Consider the following 19,022-nt stretch of genomic DNA (forward strand, 5'->3'; position numbering starts at 1 on the left):
GCATTGCAGTCACTCCTTGCAAAGCGCTGTCCGCCCGAGTTCAGGCATCGGGCGTAGAGGCCAGCCCGAGTTTTTCTGCTGTCTGGTGGAGGCGGCGGTCGTTTGTCCAGAGGGTGGCATCCGCCGCAAGTGCAGTGGCGGCCAGGAGGTGGGCGTCTATGAAACCGATGCCAGCGCCCATTAGGCGGTTTGACTCGATAAAAGCCAGAACTTCGTCATCCGATGCCTTCGATGCGCCGGGCAGGCTGGACAGGAGTTGGAGTGTCTGCCTGTGCTCTCGCAGGTTGCCGCAGGCGATCTCGCCGAGGACGAAGGGATGCATCAGCACGCGGTTGTGGTCAAGCAGCTCGGCCAGGGCCCTCAGCCCGATTCGAAAATGGTCGATCCAGATCGAGGTGTCGACCAGGACCATCAGGCTTCAGTCGTCTGCCGGCGAGGGATCGGTTTCAATTGCGGCTGGGAACCGCCGAGTCGCGCGAGGCGCCGGGCGCTTTCACGTTCGATCAGTGCCCGGATGCCTTCATTGACCAGCGCCGCTCGTTCGGTGATGCCGGACAGGCGTTGCGCTTCGGCGAGCAATTCATCGTCCAGATTGACGGTTGTTCTCATCGCCAGCTCTCCATTTCCTAACGCGCTTAGTCTACATCAATTGATGCGGATATTGATGCTGTGGGCTCGATCTGGCACAAGCATCGATTCTGCGAGCGGGAAAGCTCGATGCCGGCCAATTCGCGGCCAATTCGCGGCCAATTCGGGATCAGGGTGCAACGAATCGTTCTCAATTGGTGAGACGGGGTCGTTGGATAAGGGATGGCGCCGGCGACGGAACAAGACGCTGGATCCCGGCTCGAGGCCGGGATGACACTGGTGGGGCCGGGATGACACTGGTGGGACGGGGTGAAGCAGTTGGGCGGGACGTATGACCAGCCGGATTCGCAAAACGCTGCTGATCGGTCAGGGTCGCACTGTAATCGACCGACCTCACTCCATTTCATCATCCGGCTCGTCGATCGGATTGTCGTTTCCAGGATCGAGATCACTGAACTTCGCGATCGCTTCGTCGTAGACCGCAAGCATGGCATCCAGCTGCGGAAGGAGCTGCTTGGCTGAAATCACTCGAGCAACGCGCTCCTTGTCCGGATCGATCCGAAGTTCCGGGACCAGTTTCTGGAGATCCCGAGCAAGCGCGACGACGTCTTCCTCGCCGACGCCGCTTCTGCGTAGCGCCTGTCGCAGCTTTGGCGGTGTCGTGAGCACATTGCCGTTTCTGTACAGGCGGATCAGGATCAAGCCGGCTCGTGCGGTCGAAAAGGGAATCCGGATTGAGGCCGAATCGCCCTTGCTGGTGATTTCGATCCAGCCACGCCGCCGACCCCACTTGAACAGACGCTCTCCGAATTGACGAACTTCGGGGTGCTGGATGCCCTCCAGGAACTCGCTCTCGGTCAGTTTGGGTGCTTTCTCGCCAGGATCGGCACTGACCGTGACCTCCACCTGCTCCGGCTGTGCGCCTCGAATCGTGACCACCGCCCGCTCGATTTCGGTCGAATGCGCAACGACGTTCGGCACGACCAGGAGGTCACCGGTTTCGGTGGGCATTCTGTAGAGCTTGAGCTCGACCAGCCCGAAGGTGAAATGCAGCCGCGATTGATGATGGAGGGAACCCAGAATGCTCTCCAGCCCCTCACGGATCCCATCGCCGACAACCAGCAGCAGGAAGCGGCCAGTGGCGAGGTTTTTCTGGAGGCGATCGATGAATTCGGGTTCCCTTGGCGTCTCTTCGGGAAACGCGTCGCTGACAAGCGCGTAGAGATCGTTCGCCTCGCTGACGCGGGACTGGTTGGCCCCGGTGCAGCGCTGCTGGAACTCCTCGACACTCAGCGAAGACAGGCGATTGGCGTAGTCCAGGATCTGGGCCAGGACATGGCGCGTCGCCTGCGGATTGCGCCAGAGCTTGGTCTCGACCACGGTCAGTCGGCCGGTCGGGGAGATGAAGAGGTTGTCGATCCCCAGGATCTCCCGACCGACCGAAACGAGCGGCCCGAAGCTTTCGTCGAACCTCGAGACCGGCAACATCGCAGGGTTCCGCTCGAGAAGCTCTTGGAGAAAATTCTCCTGGATATCGCGACTTCGCAGGTCGATGGGCCGGAGCGCTGACGATGGCTGGTTCTCCCGAACCAGGTGGGGTTCGGCTTCGCTACGCATCATCGACCCTCGATCCGATTTCCGATTGATTGGTCAAGATTGTGCCTTGGCTCAGGTGCATGAATGATCCATCGGACCGATGGGCCTAGCTTCGATAGAGCTCGACTACGGCCCTGGCCTGTTCGACGAGAGCCTGCCTCAGATGAAGCGGCTCGACAACCTCCACCGCATCCCCGAACCCCGCCAACCACCACCGAAGCTGCTTGGTGTCGACCACCCGGGCTCGGATTTCCTTGCGGCCGTCGTTCAGCGCGCGAACGGTCTGCTCCGGCGCGATCGGCGATTCGATGAGGTGCTCTGCGGCGTATTCCTCGACCTGGAGGACCAGCTCGATGGGCCCGGTTTCAACGTAAGAAAATCCGCCCGAGGCGATGTACTCGTCCAGATCGAAGTCCTCGGGCTCGTTCGCGGGCTGGTGCAGCACGGTGGCGGCCTCGATCCGGTGGGCGACGAGCTGGCGCAGGTCGGTGTAGTCGTCGATGGTGCCGAGCAGGTAGATCACCCCCTCCCGAAGGATCAGGCCCAGTGGGTGAACCCGCATGGATCGGGCCTTCTCCCGGCCCCGGCTGCGATAGTCGACCCGGAGCTGCCGGCCATCGAACAGGGCCGCATAGACCGGTTCCAGTACGGCTTCGGGCACGTCCGGTGTCTGGAGCTCGAAGGCGCGGGGAATGACGCGGACTCGCTGATGCCAGCGATCGATGCGATTCCTCGGCGTCTGCTTCAGGTACTTACGGGCGGCCGCGAACTGGGGCTGCGCCTCCTTGCGGGCAGCGAGCGGCATCAGGGGCTCGAGGTGTTCCTCGATCAGCGTCCACGTCAGCGCCGAGTAGGCATCATGGGCAGGCGCGGTCAGGCCGTCGCTGCCCTCCATCCAGGACCATCGAGGGATGTCCTCGCCGTCCGTCACCAGGGGAAAGTGCGCCGAGAGACGGATCAGATCGCGCTGAATCGTTCTGCGGCTGACGACGTGGCCCTGGTCGTCGAGGCGGCGCTGTAATTCGGCCGTCGTCGCGCCGGGCGAGCGGCGCGGGACGAGTTGGAGCAGGGTGATCTGGCGGAGGGTGGAGTCAGGCATGGTTCGGCCCCTCCAAGCCAAGCCTACTCGGACCGAGGGGTTGTTCTGCTACCTGGACCTGTGAAATCACCCGAGCACCTCGACCCGAATCATTTGCCTTCTTGCCCGGAAAGACTGTAGATCTCTCTAACGGCATCAACCAAACCATAGTGCAACAGGTGACCTGCGCACCTTGCTTCCGGATGCGAATACGCAATGATGATCTGACCGCGAACAGGCTCGTGGTACCAGACCCCACGGTTCGTGCGCTTCCACTCCACCTCTCCGAGGTCCATCGTTGCATGAAATAAGTCGCTGGTTTCACTGCCGCAGCAGATCACTAGGTTCGGTCGGTAGAGATCGAATTGCTGCCGCAATCGATCTCGATCGACCCCCGCTGCTTCGCCGAGAGCAGCCGAATCCGCCGTGTGTCCGCCGGGAGACTTCTTCAAATTCATAGCGGCGATCGAGGCCAGCGCGTTTTGACGCCTTGTCTGGTCGACGGTCTCCAGTGAGCTCCAACCGAGATCTTCCGGAAGAGCACGGATCCCTTCGACCCAGCGAGTGATGTTATTCCAGGTTTGCCAACGATTGCCTTCCCGAATCAATTCGCAAAGGTCCCATCCGCCGCCGCCTGGGTCATTGACTTCCTTCAGCACGAAAAGCAACCTGATCTCGCTCTTCAGGTACTCGGCTTCATTGACGACTCCATCGGTGACGAGGTCTGGGCGAAGCTTTTTCCATTCATTGAAGAGCGTCTTTTCTTGTCGGGAAATGCTGCCTTCTTCATCCTTGTAACTCACAACCGCCACCTCCCTTTATGGCCTCGATTTCCCATTCGTCCGATGAAGCGCTGGTTCGTTTCACTCGCATCTGGCCACCAATCTTTTCAAGATTCTCGTGCCACAGCCCTTCCCTCGGCTCCCCATTGATGCCTTGATATAGCCATTCATAGCGCTCATGATCCGGATCTTTATTCGCAAAGGGTCCTCTCGACGGACCGTTCCCAGGGGAAAGCAACACGAAATTCCACTGGATGAAGTCTTTAGTCACCAGCTTGTCTGCATCTTCTTTGATCAGCGTCAGTCGCTCCCGTTTCTTTTCGAACTGCTTTGAATCCCAACTCGAATCGAGTTTTGCCTCGATCAGCACCAGCCTGAACGGCTTCGCCCAACGTCGATCGAACCAGGCCACCAGTAGGTCGACATCCTCCTGATTGTTCTGTATCGGACGCTGGTTTCTATCACCTATGGCGGGCCATTCTTTTTTATCCAATTGCCACTCATTGGGAAACGGCCCGAGTTTCTTATTTTCAGGACTCTCAGCGTCGGCGCTACGAGCAGCATTGGCCAGCGCTGCATATAGCCAGTTCAGGTGATAGTCCATTTCTATGAAAATCAGCCTCGGGTTCGGCGGCGTTCCGCCATTGGAGATCAGATTCCAGAGCGCCTCTGAAATACGAGGCGTGGCAGGCTTGTCGCACAGAGCGAACTTCATCAAGTGGTCCCGCTCCTTCCGATTGAACTGGTGCAACCGCTGAATGATCCGGCGTGCCGTGTCTTCATTCGGGGCTTGGTCACTCAATGTTCTTCTCCTCTCGAGGTTTTTGAGATCTGCAGCAGCGCATGGTGGAGCCGCACCATGGCCTCCGTATCCTGCTCGCAGTACGCCTTCAGCTCGGCGAAGACTTCGTCGCGCTGTTCGGCTCCTGTAATTTCAAGAGCATTCTCATAGGCCATCGCCGCTGCCATCCCATCGGCAATCTCCAGCTCGGCCCATCCCGAATCCGGATCGACGACCGGAAGGACGGCCTTGATCGAATAGGAGCCCTGGAAGTCGGGGTGGTAGAAGTTGTTCCGGACGATCGGCAGCAGGTCCCAGAGCCGTTCTCGAATGGCTTCGAGCCGCTCAGCCCGATCCGGGCAAGCTTCGATCAGGTCGTTGATCATCCGTCGCTCGTAGGCGGAGTAGACGACGATGCTGCCGTGATCACCGAGGTCTTCGATCAGGCGCTCGGCGATCGCCCGCCGGGGATCGGTCGGTTCTTCGTGCAGGTAGTCGAGGTGCTCGAGCGAGCCGTCGGGCGCCTGCTTGTGGATCCAGTACAGGAACGGCAGGCTCTGGAACGGCCGCGTGCCGGGATACGGCGGCAGTGCGGGCATGAAGGCTTCGAAATCGAGGAAGTACGCCGGTGGGGTGAGCGTTCGTAGCTCGTCGTGCAGGCGCGGCGAGATCCACGGCGTGCCTTCGATCACGGCCTGGCGCATGCGGGCCTGGACGGCGTTCAGGTCGAAGTCGCTCGGGATGTCGGCGATTTCTTCGACGCCGAGGGCGTCCAGCGCCTCGCGTTGCGATGCGCGGAGCCGATACAGGCTGCTGACCGGGTGATCGAGCTCCGGCAAGCCGGCGCAGCAGTGCGCGTAGTACGGACACTCGTAGGGCGTGAAACAGTGGTCGCCGACCGCGATATCGGGCGGCTGGTCGGCGCCCAGCATGGCCTGGAACCGCTGGACATCGGCCTCGATCGCGCCCTGGACTTCGATGCAATGCTCCGTGGCGTCTCCGAAGCGGAACAGCTGCCGCAGGTCGTAGTCCCCGCCTTCGTAGAGGTAGTCGCGGTTCAGCACCAGCACGCCGGCGTTGACGATGTCGAGTCCGGCGCCGGTCAGGGTCCAGTACTGCACGGCGACGTCCTGCTGGAAGACCTCCTTCTCCGGTCGGGTGGAGGCCTTGACTTCGATCAGGTCCCAGCCGGAGCCGTTGCGGGCCAGCACGTCGACGCGCACGTACAGGCCGTGGTGCTCGAAGGCGGCCTCGTAGATGGCAGGCACGGAAGGATCCTGCATCAGGCGTTGTGTTTCAGCGATCGCGGGCTCGCGCTCCCAGGGCTTGTAGCCGACCAGCGTGCCGCCCGGATAGCGCTGGCAGGCCAACTCGCCGACCCGCGTGCCGCGGTCGAACACGGCCTGCTGGGTTTCGCCCCAGGGGGTGGCCAGTTCGCGGCGGTGGATATCGTTCCAGAGCCGCAGCTCGCACTGGCGGCCGGCGATGAACCGGGTCTTGCTCAAGCGTGCGCTCATGCCTCGGCTCCCGGTGTCGAGGCCGCGTTCTTCCACGCGTCGCTGAATCGCCCTTGTGTGCTCATGTGCTCCCTCCTGCTCTTTGATTGTGCCCCAAGACTATTTCACGGGTGCGACAGATTCTGTCGCAGGCCGAACGCATGCTCCCTGCATCGATCACCGAAGAGGAACCAGTCATGCTGAAACGCGACTATGGACACGGAGCGGAACAGGACTTCGAAGCCGACGGCGAGATCGGGCGATACCGGCACCTGGCCCGGCTGTGGGCGGCGCGCATCCTGCTGCGCATGGGCCGGCCATCGAACCGAAGCCACTTCGACGACGATCTCCTGTTCGAACTGGCGCTGGTTGACGAAGAAACGTCGCGGTTCAGCGCGGTAGAGGTGCTCGGCGATCGGGCCCTGATCCGCGAGCGCCTCGATGAGCTCGAGTCCGTTCCCTGGGATGCCGACGGCGTGCTCGATCGGAACCTTCGCTACCTGGCGCAGCGGTTCCGGCTGTCGGACGTGGATTGCGCGGTGGTGGCGTTCCTGACCCTGGCCGGACGGTTCGAATGGTTGGGCCGGCTCGTGCAGGACGCATCGAGACACACCCGGCTGGAGAGCCCCACGCGTTGCGTGGTCGCGGCGACGGGCCTGACCGATGAACGGGTCGAGGCCGCGCTCTCCTGGTCCGAGCGCCTGGTGCAGTGCGGCTTGATCGACGGGCGCAAGAGCAGCTACAACGACAGCCATGAGCTGCCGAGCCTGATCGATCGCGTACGTCTGGGGCTCTGGCGAGCGGACTTTTCCGAGGGGTACTTCGACGCCCACTATCTGCGGTCCGCGAGGCTCGCCGAAGACGAGTTCGCCTTGGTCGACCGGTTGCCGGACGTCTTCAAGAGCGTGCTGGAACTGGTGCGGGCCATGCTGGACGGCAAGGCCCCGATCGGCCAGATCCTGATCCACGGCAAGCCCGGCACCGGCAAGACCCGCTTCGCACTGGGATTGGCCGCGGAGCTGGGCGTCGACTGTCGCGAGGTCATCGACGTCCGGCGGAATGACGTGATGAGGTCGAGCGAACGGACCCGTGCATTCCTGCTCGCCCAGGAACTGCTGCGCGACATGCCCCGTACCCTGCTGTTGTTCGACGAGTGCGATGAATCGCTGACCATCGAGAAATCCGCATTGTTCGGTCGCAGCGAGTCGACCAAGAGCTGGTTGAATTCCGTGGTCGAGAAGAACGCGGTGCCGGGCCTCTGGATCGCCAACGACATCGACGACGCGCATCCTTCGACCCTGAGACGCTTCGCGATGGTGGTCGAGATGCCGGACCTGTCCGAGGCCGCGCGGGCGGACATTCTCCGCGAACAGGTCGGCCGGCTTTCGATCGACGAGGAATGGGTCGCGCACGTGGCCCGGACACGGTCCGTCACACCGGCACTGATGCAGCGCGCCGCCCTCGTCGGCCATGCGCTGGCCGACACATCGGAGCACACGATCCGGAGTGCGATGACGGCCACCCTCGAGGGTCATTGCCGTGCCGCCGGCACCGCGTTCGTCCGCCCGAAGCCCCGCCGCCGAACGGAGGCCCCGCTGCCCTACTCCAGCGACTGGCTGAATGCGGACCCCGGCCTCGGCCCGGTTCTGGACCAACTCGGACGATCCAGCGAACCCGCAGGTCGACTGCTGCTGCACGGCCCGCCCGGCACCGGCAAGACCCGACTCGGGCAGGAAGTGGCCGAACGGATTCAGCGCCCGCTTCGAGTGATCACCGCCTCCGACCTGCTCGACGCGCTGGTCGGCGAGACCGAAAAGGGAATCCGCAAGGCCTTCGAACGGGCGGAGGAAGAAGGAGAAGTGCTGCTGCTCGACGAGATCGACGGTCTGCTGATCGATCGCGCACGGGCACAGCGAAGCTGGGAGATCACGCAGGTCAATGAACTGCTGACCCGCATCGATGCCTTCGACGGGGTGCTATTGGCCGCGACCAATCGGCTGTCCTCGATGGACCCGGCTGTGTTGCGTCGCTTCGACCTGAAGGTGAAGTTCGATTACCTGCGACGGGAGGACGCGCATACCCTGTTCCTCAAGTTGGTCGCGCCGGACGCCGAAATCGGCCCAGGCCAACTTGACCGACTGGCGTCCCTGGATCGGCTTGCGCTGGGTGATTTCCGGACGGCACTGCGGCAGTTGGAACTCAGCGGAACGGCGATCAGCCCGGAGGCACTGCTCGATGCGCTGAGTCGCGAAGTGGCTGCCAAGCCGGAGGAGACGAGTCGACCGATCGGGTTCACCGCAGGTCTGGGGAGGGTGGCGTGATGTGCATCGATGAACAAGACGCTGGGTCCCGGCTCAAGGCCGGGATGACACATCAGAAGTACGGGCTGAACGGACATCTGAGGTTCACGAGAGGGCGAGCCCCGTTCCGGGCCGGGATGTTGCATGCGGACGGACGCTCGCCCTATCCACCTTGGCGATCTACGCCAGCTTCACCAGGAACAGGTCGACGCCGAAGGAAAGCGAGATCATCAGGATGCCGCCAACGAGCAGGCCGTGCTCGAGAGGGCGCCAATCGGCGGCGCGCTGTTCGAGCAGGTGCGCGACGATCCGGCCGACTTCGTGGACGTCGACGGGGCCTTGGCTGTTTCCTGGATCTGCGGCTTTGCGCTCACCTGCTCGTTCCGCTTGAGCGCTGAGCGAGCGCAGGCGACTGACCCGTTTCATCGTCCTGCTGATGCGCCACCCGGGATAGAACAGCATGACGGTACCCACGAAGCCCAGGGCGCTGGCGAGCACAGGCCAGGTTTCAGCGTTCATGCAAACGCCTACTCGCTGCCGGCGAGGAAGCTGCGCTGGACTTCGTCCGTGTCCAGGCGGTGGACCTGAATATTCAGGCCGACGCGCACGTTCAGCTGGTTCGTTTCCAGGTAGTGGTCGTAGGCGTTGATCACGCGCTGGATCGTCGTGGACGAAGGGCCACGAGCGCCGGTGCCGGCCTCGAGGCGGCTCAGTTCGGACTGGTCCATGCCGACCAGCCGTGCGGCCTGGGTCTGATTGATCTTGAGAACGGACTCACGGAGCGAGCGAAGCGCCTCTCCCTGCTCGATCAACGCGCGGCGCTGTTCCCGACCGGCCTGAAAAGCGGGCACGTCGGCCAGTTGGCGCGCAACATCTTCGCTGTTGATCGTCGGCTTCGAGGACTTCTTCCGGACTTGTTTACCCGCAGATGCCGTCATGTCGTGCTCCTTTCGCGCGCGTTGGCTTCGCAGTCGTCGCGCAGCTTCTGTGTCGTGGTTCGGCCGACCTTGACCACCTGGATCGGCGGCGGGACGACCCGAACGTACATGCTGATGCCGTTGTCTTCCCACCACCGGATCTCGGGATTGCGGCCTCTTAGCCGGGGCAGCGTTTTCAAACGCCGCAGATCGAGCTCGATCGCCAGCTCCACGAGACTGCCGGCAGCCTCGGCCTCGAGGCGCTTTCGCGAGCGTGCGAATCGGGCGATTTCTTCCACAGCATCCGGGTGCCAATTGGTCATGTTCTGCTCCCTACTATAACAAAAACCCCATAGATTTCATGGGGAATTCGTCATGGTGGCGAAATGACGAAGGAAGGGGGCCTCGCCAAGCGCCGGTGCAAGTCCCAGGTTGAGGATAGAACAGGGTTTGGTGGGGGTTCAATGGGATGGGTTTCCGGATCCGGGTGGCTCTGCCCAATGTGTCATCCCGCACTTGATGCGGGACCCAGTGACTTGCTGAAGCTTCAGAACACCTCGAAAGACGCTGGGCCCTGAGTCAAGCTCAGGGCGACGGAATGGAGGAGGTCGCAGCATCGCGGGGCGGCAAGCGCATTGTGGAACATGCCGCTGGGTCCCGGCTCAAGGCCGGGATGACACATAAAGAATCGGCCGGGATGGCACGCCAGAGAGGGGCCGGGATGGCACAAAAAAATAGTGGCCGGGATGAGAAGAAGGGGTCGCTCCGTCCGAGGGCGGTCGCTTGCGGGCGCGTCTGTGGGAGGCCGCTTGCGGGCGAATGTTCGATGCACGCCTCCCGTCTTCCCGGGTCCGGCGCAGCCGGAACCCGCTCCCCAACCGTCATCCCGGGGCCGGCGCAGCCGGAACCCGCTCCCCAACCGTCATCCCGGGGCCGGCGCAGCCGGAACCCGGGATCTCGTGATGGAATCGCGTTTCAAATGGGGCCGTTGACCAGAAGCCGTTTCGTTACGAGATCCCGGGTTTGCCTATTCGGCGCCCCGGGATGACGGAACAATAAACACAAGACGCTGGGTCCCGGCTCAAGGCCGGGATGACACAGAAAAATAGCGGCCTGGATGACACAGGAATGAGCGGCTGTAGTTCGTGCGGCGCAGTTGGTGGCTCTCATTCGCCTCGTGTCGTTCGTGAACCGATCTGGAAGAATCAACCCGTTCGGTACGGAATCCTTGATTCACTCGCCTTATCTTGAAAATCAACCTGAACGGGTTGTTTTTCGCGCATTTCGCGCCTAGACTTTGGAAACGTACCGTTCGGGTTGTTGTGATGTTCACGATGAAGCAGATCGGCGAGGCCGTTCGCGCCCGGCGCAAGGCGCTGGGACTGACCCAGATCGAAGCGGCGGGGCTGTGCGGTGTCGGTGAGAGGTTCCTGCGTGAGCTGGAGCTCGGCAAACCGACGGTGCAGATGGGCAAGGCGCTGCAGGTGCTCTCGGGGCTGGGGTTGAAGCTGTCGATCGAAGCCGGCGGCCGATGACCGAGCGTACGCTGGAAGCATGGTGGGACGACGGCTCGCAGGCCGGAACGTTCATCGAGCGTGCGTCGCGGCAGGTCGAGTTTGTCCCGGCCGAGCCGGCCCTCGACCGTTGGGTGTCGGTCTCCCTGTTGCCGGGCTCGGCGGCCGACACGCCGTGGACCGCATTCAATTTTCTCGACAACCTGTTGCCGGAGAATGCGGCAATTCGAGCTCGGATCGCTCGGCAGCACGGGGTCGACCCCAACGATTCCTTCGGCCTGCTCGGTGCCATCGGCCGCGAGTGCGCCGGGGCGCTATCCCTGGTTCCGGCCGGAGAGGACTGGGACCCCGAAGCTGCGGCCTACCGGCCCCTGTCGGACGCCGACTTCGAGCGCTGGTTGGAGCTGCGTGACACGCAACCGCTGCTGAGCGACGAACGAGGCCGAGTCCGCTTGGCCCTGGCCGGCGCGCAGCCGAAGGCCGCGCTGTACTTCGACGAGACCGATGCACCCTTTGTCCCGGAACAGGGCGCCGCCTCGACGGACATCGTCAAACCCGCGATTCGCCGCGCGGTGCCGAACACGGTGCACATCGAGTGGTACTGCATGGCCCTGGCGCGCACGGTGCTCGGCGACGACCGAGTCGCCGCCGTGCAAGCCTGGCGTCGTTGCCTGCGCGTGGCGAGATTCGACCGGGTTCGTGATCAGGATTCCGGTCGCGTTCGAAGGCTCCACCAGGAAGATCTCTGCCAAGCGCTCGGTTTGCCGGCGAGCAGCAAGTACGAAACGCTTCGTGGGACATCCGATCCGACGGACACGCTGCTGGCCCGCTGCGCGCGTCTGTTCGACCGCCTGGGCAGCGAAGGCCGCCTGGTGCCAGCGCTGGAAAAGCAGGCGCTGTTCCGCGGCGTGCTGTTCAACGGGCTGATCCTGAACGCAGACGCCCACCTGAAGAACTATGCGTTGCTGCATGGCGACGACGGCAGCCTGTCCATCGCCCCGCTCTACGACCTTCTCTGCACGGCGTGCATTCGGATGCGCGAAGGCGGATCGAGCGGCTGGGAGCGCGAGCCGACGGTCGAGGTGGAACTGGACCGCCAACTGGCGCTACGAATCGGCGATGCAGAGCGCCTGGACGATCTGCGGGACGAACACTGGCTCGACCTGGGGCAGCGCCAGATGGGCCTGACCCGGCGCTATGCCGCGCGGGTGGTGGAGGACGTACGAGGTCGTCTACTGGAGGCGCTACGACCGACGGCCGACCGATTGCTGAACGAAGCGCCAGAAGCCGAGCTTGCGATCGAAGCGGTCCGCCGGGAGATCGAGGCGCGCCACGGCTGAAGGGCGGCTTGCGGGAATGGCGGGCGCCGTTGAGGTTGCGGGTTCGCCTGGTCGGCGCCCAGGAACGACGGAAAATGGGTTGCTCCGTCCGAGGGCGGTCGCTTGCGGGCGCGTCTTCTGGAGGCCGCTTGCGGGCAATTTTCTGGTGCAGCCCCCGCCCGTCATCCCGGGGCCGGCGCAGCCGGAACCCGGGATCTCGTGATGGGGCCGTTGACCAGAAGCCGTTTCGTGACGAGATCCCGGGTTCGCCTATTCGGCGCCCCGGGATGACGGAGGAATAGAGGTGCGGCGCCCCGGGATGACGGAGGAATAGAGGCGCGGCGCCCCGGGATGAAGGAGGAATAGAGGTGCGGCGCCCCGGGATGACGGAGGAATAGAGGTGCGACGCCCCGGGATGACGGAGGAACAAAGATGCGGTGCCCCGGAACGACGGAAGAATAAAGATGCGGTGCCCCGGAACGACGGAAGAACAAAGATGAGGCGCACTGGCGCGACGGAAGAGTGACCGGAACGCCGCTCAGTGCACGGACCGCGGGCCGCCGCAGCATTTCTTGAATTTCTTGCCGCTGCCGCACGGACAGGATTCGTTGCGGCCGACCTTGGTGCTCGTTGCAGGTCTGGCATGCGCCGGTCGCGACGGAGGCCGGTTGGTTTGGCTGAACTGTCGGCCGATGGCGATGTATTCGCCCAGGCTGTCGAGGACGCCGAAGCGGAAGGTCTCGGCGATCGAAGGCAGCTGGTCAGGGCCCAGCCCCATGGTCTCGGCGGCCTGCTCGGCGTAGTCCCGGCCGATGAAGAAGGACAGGGTCAGCGCGGTCCTGCCGAGGATGCGGTCTTCTACAGTGCCTTCGGGGACGGCCTGCTGCCAGGCGTCGCTGAGCCAGCCGTGGGCCATGATCGCGCCGCGGCACCAGCGCGAGAAGCCCGTGTCCTCGTCGACGTCGACCATCGGATCGTCGGCGGGCGCGCAGCCGGGCGGCAGGGCCGGCAGGTCGTCGTTCCGGCACTCGGCGGCCCAGTTGTACAGCTGCATGCGCGCCTCCATGACGCGCTGGGCCTCGCCCTCGTCCTCGAACACGACATCGCCCTGGATCACTTCGGTCCACTCCGACGGCATGACCAGCTCGGGGCAGGCCAGCAGGCCGAAGAAGAAGCCGGCCAGCCTGTCGAAGTCCAGGGTCTCCTTGTCCTCCTGGCGGGCCGCGAAGTCGTCGAGGATGTCTTTCAACGCGGGGTCGACGGGCGGGATCTCGCTCATGAGTCGATCGCGGAAGTCTTCGAAGGATTCTTCTTCGATCCCGGGGGCGTCGGCCAGGGCGTCTTCCGCGAGCCGGGCGATGTGCTCGGGGTCGATTTCGGCATAGCCGCGAAGGAGGGAGGCGTTGGTGTCGATGTCCCCTGCCCTGCTCTCGTCCATCACCGTCTCGGCCAGCTCACCCACCACCTGCGCCATGGCGATCAAGGCCCGGTAGCGATCGAGACCGGCCGACTGCAGGCGCTGCATCGTGGCCCGGGCCTCGGGCGGCTTGTCGGCTGCGAGCTGGTTCTCGACAGCCAGCATCGACGCGAGCACGTGCGCGGCTTCGACGTTTCCCGGAACGACGTCGCCCGCCCATTCCTCCATGGCCATCAGGCGGAGATCTTCGTCGGTATCCAGCCAGCGCTCCGGGTCGGGGGCGATCCGCGGGTCGTAGTCGAGGCTCATGGTCTTCGAATCGTGTCTTGAATGAAATCAGAAACGCCCACGGCGCTCGGAATAGCGGCGGCGAGTGACGCTTCGCGCCGAAGGCCGACAGCTTATCGCGGCGCGCCGGGCGGTGCGATGCCCGACGACAGATAGCGCTCGTAGGCCGCGCAATGGGTCCGCATTTCGGTCCGGCCGGTCTCGGTCGGCATGTCCTCGTAGCTGCGGGTCCAGTCCGAGCAGTTCCCGGCCAGCCACTGGCCGGTGGTGCTCCGGGCGCGCTGTGCACGGGTGGCGCGGACGCGGGCGGCCTGTTCTGCACTCATCTGCTCGAAGCTCTCTTCGACGAGTTCGAGCTGCTCGGTGAGCACCTGCAGGGCCTGGCGCTGGTGGTAGCGGTCGACCAGGCGCTCGGTGAGGATGAACAGGCATAGCGCGCCGACGGCGTACAGGGCGAAGCGGACGGCGGGATCCAGCCGCGGGCGATCTGACGGCTGCGATTCTGGATCGAACGGAGTTCGCTCGGGTTCGGTCGGCGTCGGCGATCGACGCTCGAGATCGAACACGGGCTCGCGGCGAGGCGGTTCCGGCATGGGGTCCCCCGGGTCTGTTCTGGTTTGCCAACCGGGGGAGAGTATGCCGCGTGTCGGTGGCGGAGGCAAAGGGGGTGCGGTTTCCGGTTTCCGGTTTCCGGTTTCCGGTTTCCGGTTTCCGGTTTATCGTCCCGGGTGCGCTGCGCTTACCCGGGCTGCAGGGCCATATGCTGGAGCGAGCTTGCGCGCGAACCGGCCAAGTCACCCTTCGCCCGCGAGCGGCCTCCAACAGGCCTTCGTTCGGGCGTTGCGCTGGCTTCGCCTGTTGGAGGGCGCTTGCGCGCGAACCGGTCGGGCCGCCCTTCGCCCGCGAGCGGCCTCCAACAGGCCTTCGTTCGGGCGGTCCGCTGCCTTCGCCTGTTGGAGGGCGCTTGCGCGCGAACCGGTCGGGCCGCCCTTCGCCCGCGAGCGGCCTCCAACAGGCCTTCGGTCGGGCGGTCCGCTGCCTTCGCCTGTTGGAGGGCGCTTGCGCGCGAACCGGTCGGGCCGCCCCTCGCCCGCGAGCGGCCTCCAACAGGCCTTCGGTCGGGCGTTGCGCTGGCTTCGCCTGTTGGAGGGCGCTTGCGCGCGAACCGGCCAAGTCACCCTTCACCCGCGAGCGGCCTCCAACAGGCCTTCGGTCGGGCGGTCCGCTGGCTTCGCCTGTTGGAGGGCGCTTGCGCGCGAATCGATCCGTCCACCCTTCGCCCGCAAGCGGGCTCCAACAGGCCTTCGATCGGGCGCCGGTGCTGATTCGCCTGTTGGAGGGCGCTTGCGCGCGAACCGGTCGGGCCGCCCTTCGCCCGCGAGCGGCCTTTAACAGGCCTTCAGTGGATTTCGGCGATGATTTCGAAGGGACGGAAGGGGCGCAAGGTCCCGGGTGCGGTGCGCTGACCCGGGCGACCAGGATTCACGTCCGGTGCGGCGCGCTGCACCGGGGCGGCGTTCGGCGATACGCTTTCGACCCAGCCTTCGACGGCACGGGTGCCATGGCCAAGCTGAAACTCGACCTGCACGACATCTACAACCGCGGCGCGGCGATCGACCAGGCGCTCGAGCGGGTGATCCGGGAGGCGGTCGACAAGAAGATCCGCGAGGTCGAGATCATCCCCGGCAAGGGGCGGTTCCTGAGCGATCAGGGTCGCTGCCGCACATCCGCGAGGATGTCCCTGGCGATCCGGCCGAGCAAGCGGTCGAAGGTGACCAGCGGTGCGCGGAGTTCGAGGGCGAGCTGCAGGTAGGCCGCATCATAGGCGGTCAGGCCGGTTCGTTCGGCCAGTCGGAATTGGGCGTCGGCCTCGACGCGGCAGCGAGTCAGTTGAATCGCATCGAGATCGACCAGCGCGTGCTCGGCGATGTCCGGATGGCCGGCGGCGGATTTCTTCAACGCGACGCTGACGATTTCATGGTCGAGCAGATCGGGCGCGAAGAGCTCCTTGCCGGCCATCGCAAGGGCCGCGCCTTCTCGCTTGGGCTCATCGAACAATACCGCCGCGAGGACGCTGCAGTCGACGACCACGGGCGGCTTGCGTGCATAGCGCCCGGCCGGCTCGGCCACAAGCGGCGCCTCAGCGGGCATCGCGCTCGCGCCGGATCAGTTCCACGGCGCTCGGCGCATCGGCGATCGCTTCGGGCTGTCGATCGCGATGCTCCGCGGCGATCTGTTCGATGGTCTTGGTGCCGCCGGGCTCCGCGCGCAGGTGCGTCGTGCGGTCCGGTTCGCTCCCGACCGACGCTGCGGCTCGGCAGGCCAGGTCGAGCAGCTCGCCCTGCAGCGAACGGTGGTGAGCACGGGCCCGGGCACGCAAGCGCTCGACAACGTCTTCCGGGACGTTCTTGATCGAGAGGTTCGGCATGGATGCGGCCCGGTTCCGGAATGAATCCATTATGGCGCCGTTTCCCATGCGGATGCAATTTGGGCCGGGGTTCGGGGTTCGTTGTCGTGCCCGGGTTCAAGGGGCGATTTCGTCACGAGGTCCCGGGTTCGCCTTCGGCGCCCCGGGACGACGGAGCAATAGATGCTCCGGATGGGTTCGACTGTTGGAGGGCGCTTGCGCGCGAACGGGGAGGCTCCGATCTTCGCCCGCAAGCGGCCTCCAACAGGCCTTCGGTCGGGCGTTGCGCTGGCTTCGCCTGTTGGAGGGCGCTTGCGCGCGAACCGGTCGGGCCGCCCTTCGCCCGCGAGCGGCCTCCAACAGGCCTTCGTTCGGGCGTTGCGCTGACTTCGCCTGTTGGAGGGCGCTTGCGCGCGAACCGGTCGGGCCGCCCTTCGCCCGCGAGCGCCCTCCAACAGGCCTTCAGTGGATTTCGGCGATGATTTCGAAGGGACGGAAGGGGCGCAAGGTCCCGGGTGCGCTGCGCTGACCCGGGCGACGAAGATTCACGTCCGGTGCGGCGCGCTGCACCGGGGCGGCGTTCGGCGATACGCTTTCGACCCAGCCTTCGACGGCACGGGTGCCATGGCCAAGCTGAAACTCGACCTGCACGACCTCTACAACCGCGGCACGGCGATCGACGAGGCGCTCGAGCGGGTGATCCGGGAGGCGGTCGACAAGAAGATCCGCGAGGTCGAGATCATTCCCGGCAAGGGGTCGGGCCAGCTGAAGAAACGGGTGCTGCGGTTCCTGGACCGTCCGGACATCAAGGCGCTGTATCACCGGGTCGACAAGGACTCGAAGAACCACGGGCGGCTGTTCGTGTACTTCCGGTTCTGAGCCCGTCGCGGCGCGCATCCTTGTGCGCCGCCCACCGCCAAGCCGGCGCACGGGGTGCGCCGAAGCCCCCTGAGCCCGCCTCAGCCGTCGCGAAGGCGGATGACGTGGCCGATCGCGGGATCCGTCGAGCCGTCGAGGAGCTCGGTCAGCACCGCCTTCGCGGCTTCCAGGCCCCGCTGTTCGCGGATGTCGATCAGCTCGTGGCGGGCCACGTACTGGAAGAAGGCGGCGACAGCGTCGCCGACGCGGCGGTTGAACCCGTCCGAGCCCCACTCGGCCTGGCGGCGCGCGACCCAGTCGGGGGCGAAGAAGAAGACGGGTTCGGGCCCGGGCAGGTCCGGGTCCGGCGGCGGCGGTTCGTGCGCGTGGGCCGCGCCCAGCGCGGCGTCGTGGACCAGCCGGTCGCCGAAATGACGGTGGACCCGGCGCCGGATCTCCGCATTGCCGGCCACGTCGATGAACAGCGTCGGGCGCCCGGAGTCCAGCGATTCGAGGTCGTCGTAGGCCAGGGCGCGATCGTAGAGGCCCAGGCCGTCGACGAATTCGCGGTTCCGGGCCGAGGTCAGGCCGATCAGCTCGATGTCGGACTGCTGGCGGATGCTGAAGGCTTCCGAGTATCCGGTGCGGCTGGACGCGCTGGAGATCACCACCCGCTCGGCGCCGAAGAAGTCCCGCTCGGCCAGGGCATCGGCCAGGCCGTAGGCGGTGACGAACAGGGGCCGGAAGATCGCGTGCAGCGGCTCCAGCGCGGCCGATTGCTGCGGGTCGTTGTCCGATCGCTGGTACCAGTTGTAGACCTCGGGCAGATCGCGACGGTGCGCGGACTCGTCGCGGAAGCTGCGCTCGCCCGTCTTGCCGGGGGCGACCACCAGGTGCGTGGCCGACGGGTAGTAGCCGAAGCAGCGCTGGCCGACCTCGACGCCGTCGGCCTTCGACGCGACCACGTCGGCGTAGCCCCAGACCGGCAGCAGCCCCCAGCCGTCGAGGCCGGTCGGGAAGAAGTCCCAATAGCGCAGCGCGTTGCCGAAGGCGGCGTAGGTCACGTTGTTGATGGTCAGCGAGAAGCGATCGAGGGCGAGCACCACTTCGCCCTCCCCCGCTTCGGGCGCTTCGATGGTGTCGATGCGCATGTCGTCGAAGCGACTGCGGTTCATCAGGAGGCGGGTCAGGGTGTCGGTCATGGGCGGCGATCGTTTGTGAGCGGTGGGGTTTCAGCGTACCGGAACGGATCGAGGCGGAGGTTGCGGATCGGCCGTTCTCGTTCTGCCGTCCATCGCGCGATTCGCACCTTCGCGCCGTTGCGTGAATCCTGTGGAGATCGGCGCCTTTGCCGTTCGCGCGCAAGCGCCCTCCAACAGGTGAAACAAGCGGCGCAGTCGATCGAAGGCCTGTTGGAGGCCGCTTGCGGGCGAAGGGTGGGCGGGCCGGTTCGCGCGCAAGCGCCCTCCAACAGGAAAATCAGCGCCGGCGCCCGATCGAAGGCCTGTTGGAGGCCGCTTGCGGGCGAAGGGTGGGCCGGCCGGTTCGCGCGCAAGCGCCCTCCAACAGGTGAAACAAGCGGCGCAGTCGATCGAAGGGCTGTTGGAGGCCGCTTGCGGGCGAAGGGTGGGCGGGCCGGTTCGCGCGCAAGCGCCCTCCAACAGGTGAATCAGCGCCGGCG

General features: G+C 65.0%; 20 protein-coding genes. 4 read left to right on the plus strand and 16 right to left on the minus strand.

Features of this window, described 5'->3' with window-relative positions; genetic code table 11:
• Positions 1 to 40: 40 nt before the first annotated feature.
• From HFP89_RS08225 to HFP89_RS08255, 7 genes are all read right to left on the minus strand, one after another.
• On the minus strand, positions 41 to 412 hold the full coding sequence (locus HFP89_RS08225) for a PIN domain-containing protein (protein ID WP_168717178.1): 372 nt from the start codon (positions 410 to 412) through the stop codon (positions 41 to 43).
• Positions 412 to 609 carry a type II toxin-antitoxin system VapB family antitoxin gene (locus HFP89_RS08230; protein ID WP_168717179.1) on the minus strand — a complete coding sequence of 66 codons (198 nt, stop codon included), beginning with the start codon at positions 607 to 609 and terminating at the stop codon, positions 412 to 414. Before HFP89_RS08230 ends, HFP89_RS08225 begins: the two co-directional genes overlap by 1 nt.
• A 372-nt stretch (positions 610 to 981) precedes the next feature.
• Positions 982 to 2,208, minus strand: coding sequence for a hypothetical protein (locus HFP89_RS08235; protein WP_168717180.1), 1,227 nt, complete (start codon positions 2,206 to 2,208; stop codon positions 982 to 984).
• Positions 2,209 to 2,290: 82 nt separating this feature from the next.
• On the minus strand, positions 2,291 to 3,283 hold the full coding sequence (locus HFP89_RS08240) for a WYL domain-containing protein (RefSeq protein ID WP_168717181.1): 993 nt from the start codon (positions 3,281 to 3,283) through the stop codon (positions 2,291 to 2,293).
• An 89-nt stretch (positions 3,284 to 3,372) separates the two neighbouring features.
• Positions 3,373 to 4,065 (minus strand): hypothetical protein, encoded by a 693-nt coding sequence (locus HFP89_RS08245; protein WP_206212278.1) that lies wholly within the window; start codon positions 4,063 to 4,065, stop codon positions 3,373 to 3,375.
• Entirely contained in the window at positions 4,049 to 4,759 is a 711-nt protein-coding gene (locus tag HFP89_RS08250; protein WP_168717182.1) for a hypothetical protein, read from the minus strand. The genes HFP89_RS08245 and HFP89_RS08250 overlap by 17 nt, the downstream gene beginning before the upstream one ends.
• An 83-nt stretch (positions 4,760 to 4,842) precedes the next feature.
• On the minus strand, positions 4,843 to 6,342 hold the full coding sequence (locus tag HFP89_RS08255) for a DUF2779 domain-containing protein (protein WP_168717183.1): 1,500 nt from the start codon (positions 6,340 to 6,342) through the stop codon (positions 4,843 to 4,845).
• 176 nt (positions 6,343 to 6,518) lie between these two features.
• On the opposite strand from HFP89_RS08255, the gene HFP89_RS08260 reads away from it, so the two are divergent.
• On the plus strand, positions 6,519 to 8,642 hold the full coding sequence (locus tag HFP89_RS08260; protein ID WP_168717184.1) for an ATP-binding protein: 2,124 nt from the start codon (positions 6,519 to 6,521) through the stop codon (positions 8,640 to 8,642).
• A gap of 159 nt (positions 8,643 to 8,801) precedes the next feature.
• Here HFP89_RS08260 and HFP89_RS08265 read toward each other — a convergent pair whose 3' ends face one another.
• From HFP89_RS08265 to HFP89_RS08275, 3 genes are read right to left on the minus strand one after another with little or no spacing between them, the layout of a single operon-like run.
• Positions 8,802 to 9,140, minus strand: coding sequence for a hypothetical protein (locus HFP89_RS08265; protein ID WP_168717185.1), 339 nt, complete (start codon positions 9,138 to 9,140; stop codon positions 8,802 to 8,804).
• 8 nt (positions 9,141 to 9,148) lie between these two features.
• Positions 9,149 to 9,559, minus strand: coding sequence for a helix-turn-helix transcriptional regulator (locus HFP89_RS08270; protein ID WP_168717186.1), 411 nt, complete (start codon positions 9,557 to 9,559; stop codon positions 9,149 to 9,151).
• Entirely contained in the window at positions 9,556 to 9,861 is a 306-nt protein-coding gene (locus HFP89_RS08275) for a hypothetical protein (RefSeq protein ID WP_168717187.1), read from the minus strand. Before HFP89_RS08275 ends, HFP89_RS08270 begins: the two co-directional genes overlap by 4 nt.
• Before the next feature lie 924 nt (positions 9,862 to 10,785).
• Between HFP89_RS08275 and HFP89_RS08280 the strand changes: the two genes are divergently transcribed.
• Together HFP89_RS08280 and HFP89_RS08285 are read left to right on the plus strand one after the other, a co-directional pair.
• Positions 10,786 to 11,073 carry a helix-turn-helix transcriptional regulator gene (locus HFP89_RS08280; RefSeq protein WP_206212279.1) on the plus strand — a complete coding sequence of 96 codons (288 nt, stop codon included), beginning with the start codon at positions 10,786 to 10,788 and terminating at the stop codon, positions 11,071 to 11,073.
• On the plus strand, positions 11,070 to 12,392 hold the full coding sequence (locus HFP89_RS08285) for a HipA domain-containing protein (RefSeq protein ID WP_168717188.1): 1,323 nt from the start codon (positions 11,070 to 11,072) through the stop codon (positions 12,390 to 12,392). The genes HFP89_RS08280 and HFP89_RS08285 overlap by 4 nt, the downstream gene beginning before the upstream one ends.
• 517 nt (positions 12,393 to 12,909) lie before the next feature.
• Here HFP89_RS08285 and HFP89_RS08290 read toward each other — a convergent pair.
• From HFP89_RS08290 to HFP89_RS08315, 5 genes are all read right to left on the minus strand, one after another.
• On the minus strand, positions 12,910 to 14,097 hold the full coding sequence (locus tag HFP89_RS08290; RefSeq protein ID WP_168717189.1) for a UPF0149 family protein: 1,188 nt from the start codon (positions 14,095 to 14,097) through the stop codon (positions 12,910 to 12,912).
• Positions 14,098 to 14,189: 92 nt separating this feature from the next.
• Entirely contained in the window at positions 14,190 to 14,669 is a 480-nt protein-coding gene (locus HFP89_RS08295; RefSeq protein WP_168717190.1) for a hypothetical protein, read from the minus strand.
• 806 nt (positions 14,670 to 15,475) lie between these two features.
• The gene (locus tag HFP89_RS08300) at positions 15,476 to 15,664 is read right to left on the minus strand and encodes a hypothetical protein (protein ID WP_168717127.1); all 189 of its coding nucleotides are present in this window, start codon (positions 15,662 to 15,664) and stop codon (positions 15,476 to 15,478) included.
• 119 nt (positions 15,665 to 15,783) lie between these two features.
• Positions 15,784 to 16,227: a type II toxin-antitoxin system VapC family toxin gene (locus HFP89_RS08310; RefSeq protein ID WP_168717191.1), complete on the minus strand. Its 444-nt coding sequence runs from the start codon at positions 16,225 to 16,227 to the stop codon at positions 15,784 to 15,786.
• Positions 16,217 to 16,504: an Arc family DNA-binding protein gene (locus HFP89_RS08315; protein ID WP_168717192.1), complete on the minus strand. Its 288-nt coding sequence runs from the start codon at positions 16,502 to 16,504 to the stop codon at positions 16,217 to 16,219. The genes HFP89_RS08310 and HFP89_RS08315 overlap by 11 nt, the downstream gene beginning before the upstream one ends.
• A gap of 603 nt (positions 16,505 to 17,107) precedes the next feature.
• On the opposite strand from HFP89_RS08315, the gene HFP89_RS08320 reads away from it, so the two are divergent.
• Complete coding sequence (locus HFP89_RS08320) at positions 17,108 to 17,362, plus strand: Smr/MutS family protein (protein ID WP_168717193.1); 255 nt, start codon at positions 17,108 to 17,110, stop codon at positions 17,360 to 17,362.
• A gap of 80 nt (positions 17,363 to 17,442) precedes the next feature.
• Here the strand turns inward: HFP89_RS08320 and HFP89_RS08325 are convergent, their stop codons facing one another.
• Complete coding sequence (locus tag HFP89_RS08325) at positions 17,443 to 18,543, minus strand: DUF2855 family protein (RefSeq protein ID WP_168717194.1); 1,101 nt, start codon at positions 18,541 to 18,543, stop codon at positions 17,443 to 17,445.
• Between the last annotated feature and the right edge of the window lie 479 nt (positions 18,544 to 19,022).

It is taken from the genome of Wenzhouxiangella sp. XN79A, from assembly GCF_012272825.1.
Classification (GTDB): domain Bacteria; phylum Pseudomonadota; class Gammaproteobacteria; order Xanthomonadales; family Wenzhouxiangellaceae.

Excerpts from the sequence above, each read along its gene's own strand:
- HFP89_RS08230 (WP_168717179.1), bottom strand. The coding sequence starts at position 609 with ATGAGAACAACCGTCAATCTGGACGATGAATTGCTCGCCGAAGCGCAA.
- HFP89_RS08250 (WP_168717182.1), bottom strand. The coding sequence starts at position 4,759 with ATGAAGTTCGCTCTGTGCGACAAGCCTGCCACGCCTCGTATTTCAGAG.
- HFP89_RS08225 (WP_168717178.1), bottom strand. The coding sequence starts at position 412 with ATGGTCCTGGTCGACACCTCGATCTGGATCGACCATTTTCGAATCGGG.
- HFP89_RS08290 (WP_168717189.1), bottom strand. The coding sequence starts at position 14,097 with ATGAGCCTCGACTACGACCCGCGGATCGCCCCCGACCCGGAGCGCTGG.
- HFP89_RS08315 (WP_168717192.1), bottom strand. The coding sequence starts at position 16,504 with ATGCCGAACCTCTCGATCAAGAACGTCCCGGAAGACGTTGTCGAGCGC.
- HFP89_RS08320 (WP_168717193.1), top strand. The coding sequence starts at position 17,108 with ATGGCCAAGCTGAAACTCGACCTGCACGACCTCTACAACCGCGGCACG.
- HFP89_RS08260 (WP_168717184.1), top strand. The coding sequence starts at position 6,519 with ATGCTGAAACGCGACTATGGACACGGAGCGGAACAGGACTTCGAAGCC.
- HFP89_RS08270 (WP_168717186.1), bottom strand. The coding sequence starts at position 9,559 with ATGACGGCATCTGCGGGTAAACAAGTCCGGAAGAAGTCCTCGAAGCCG.
- HFP89_RS08310 (WP_168717191.1), bottom strand. The coding sequence starts at position 16,227 with ATGCCCGCTGAGGCGCCGCTTGTGGCCGAGCCGGCCGGGCGCTATGCA.
- HFP89_RS08255 (WP_168717183.1), bottom strand. The coding sequence starts at position 6,342 with ATGAGCGCACGCTTGAGCAAGACCCGGTTCATCGCCGGCCGCCAGTGC.
- HFP89_RS08235 (WP_168717180.1), bottom strand. The coding sequence starts at position 2,208 with ATGATGCGTAGCGAAGCCGAACCCCACCTGGTTCGGGAGAACCAGCCA.
- HFP89_RS08275 (WP_168717187.1), bottom strand. The coding sequence starts at position 9,861 with ATGACCAATTGGCACCCGGATGCTGTGGAAGAAATCGCCCGATTCGCA.
- HFP89_RS08285 (WP_168717188.1), top strand. The coding sequence starts at position 11,070 with ATGACCGAGCGTACGCTGGAAGCATGGTGGGACGACGGCTCGCAGGCC.
- HFP89_RS08295 (WP_168717190.1), bottom strand. The coding sequence starts at position 14,669 with ATGCCGGAACCGCCTCGCCGCGAGCCCGTGTTCGATCTCGAGCGTCGA.
- HFP89_RS08240 (WP_168717181.1), bottom strand. The coding sequence starts at position 3,283 with ATGCCTGACTCCACCCTCCGCCAGATCACCCTGCTCCAACTCGTCCCG.
- HFP89_RS08325 (WP_168717194.1), bottom strand. The coding sequence starts at position 18,543 with ATGACCGACACCCTGACCCGCCTCCTGATGAACCGCAGTCGCTTCGAC.
- HFP89_RS08265 (WP_168717185.1), bottom strand. The coding sequence starts at position 9,140 with ATGAACGCTGAAACCTGGCCTGTGCTCGCCAGCGCCCTGGGCTTCGTG.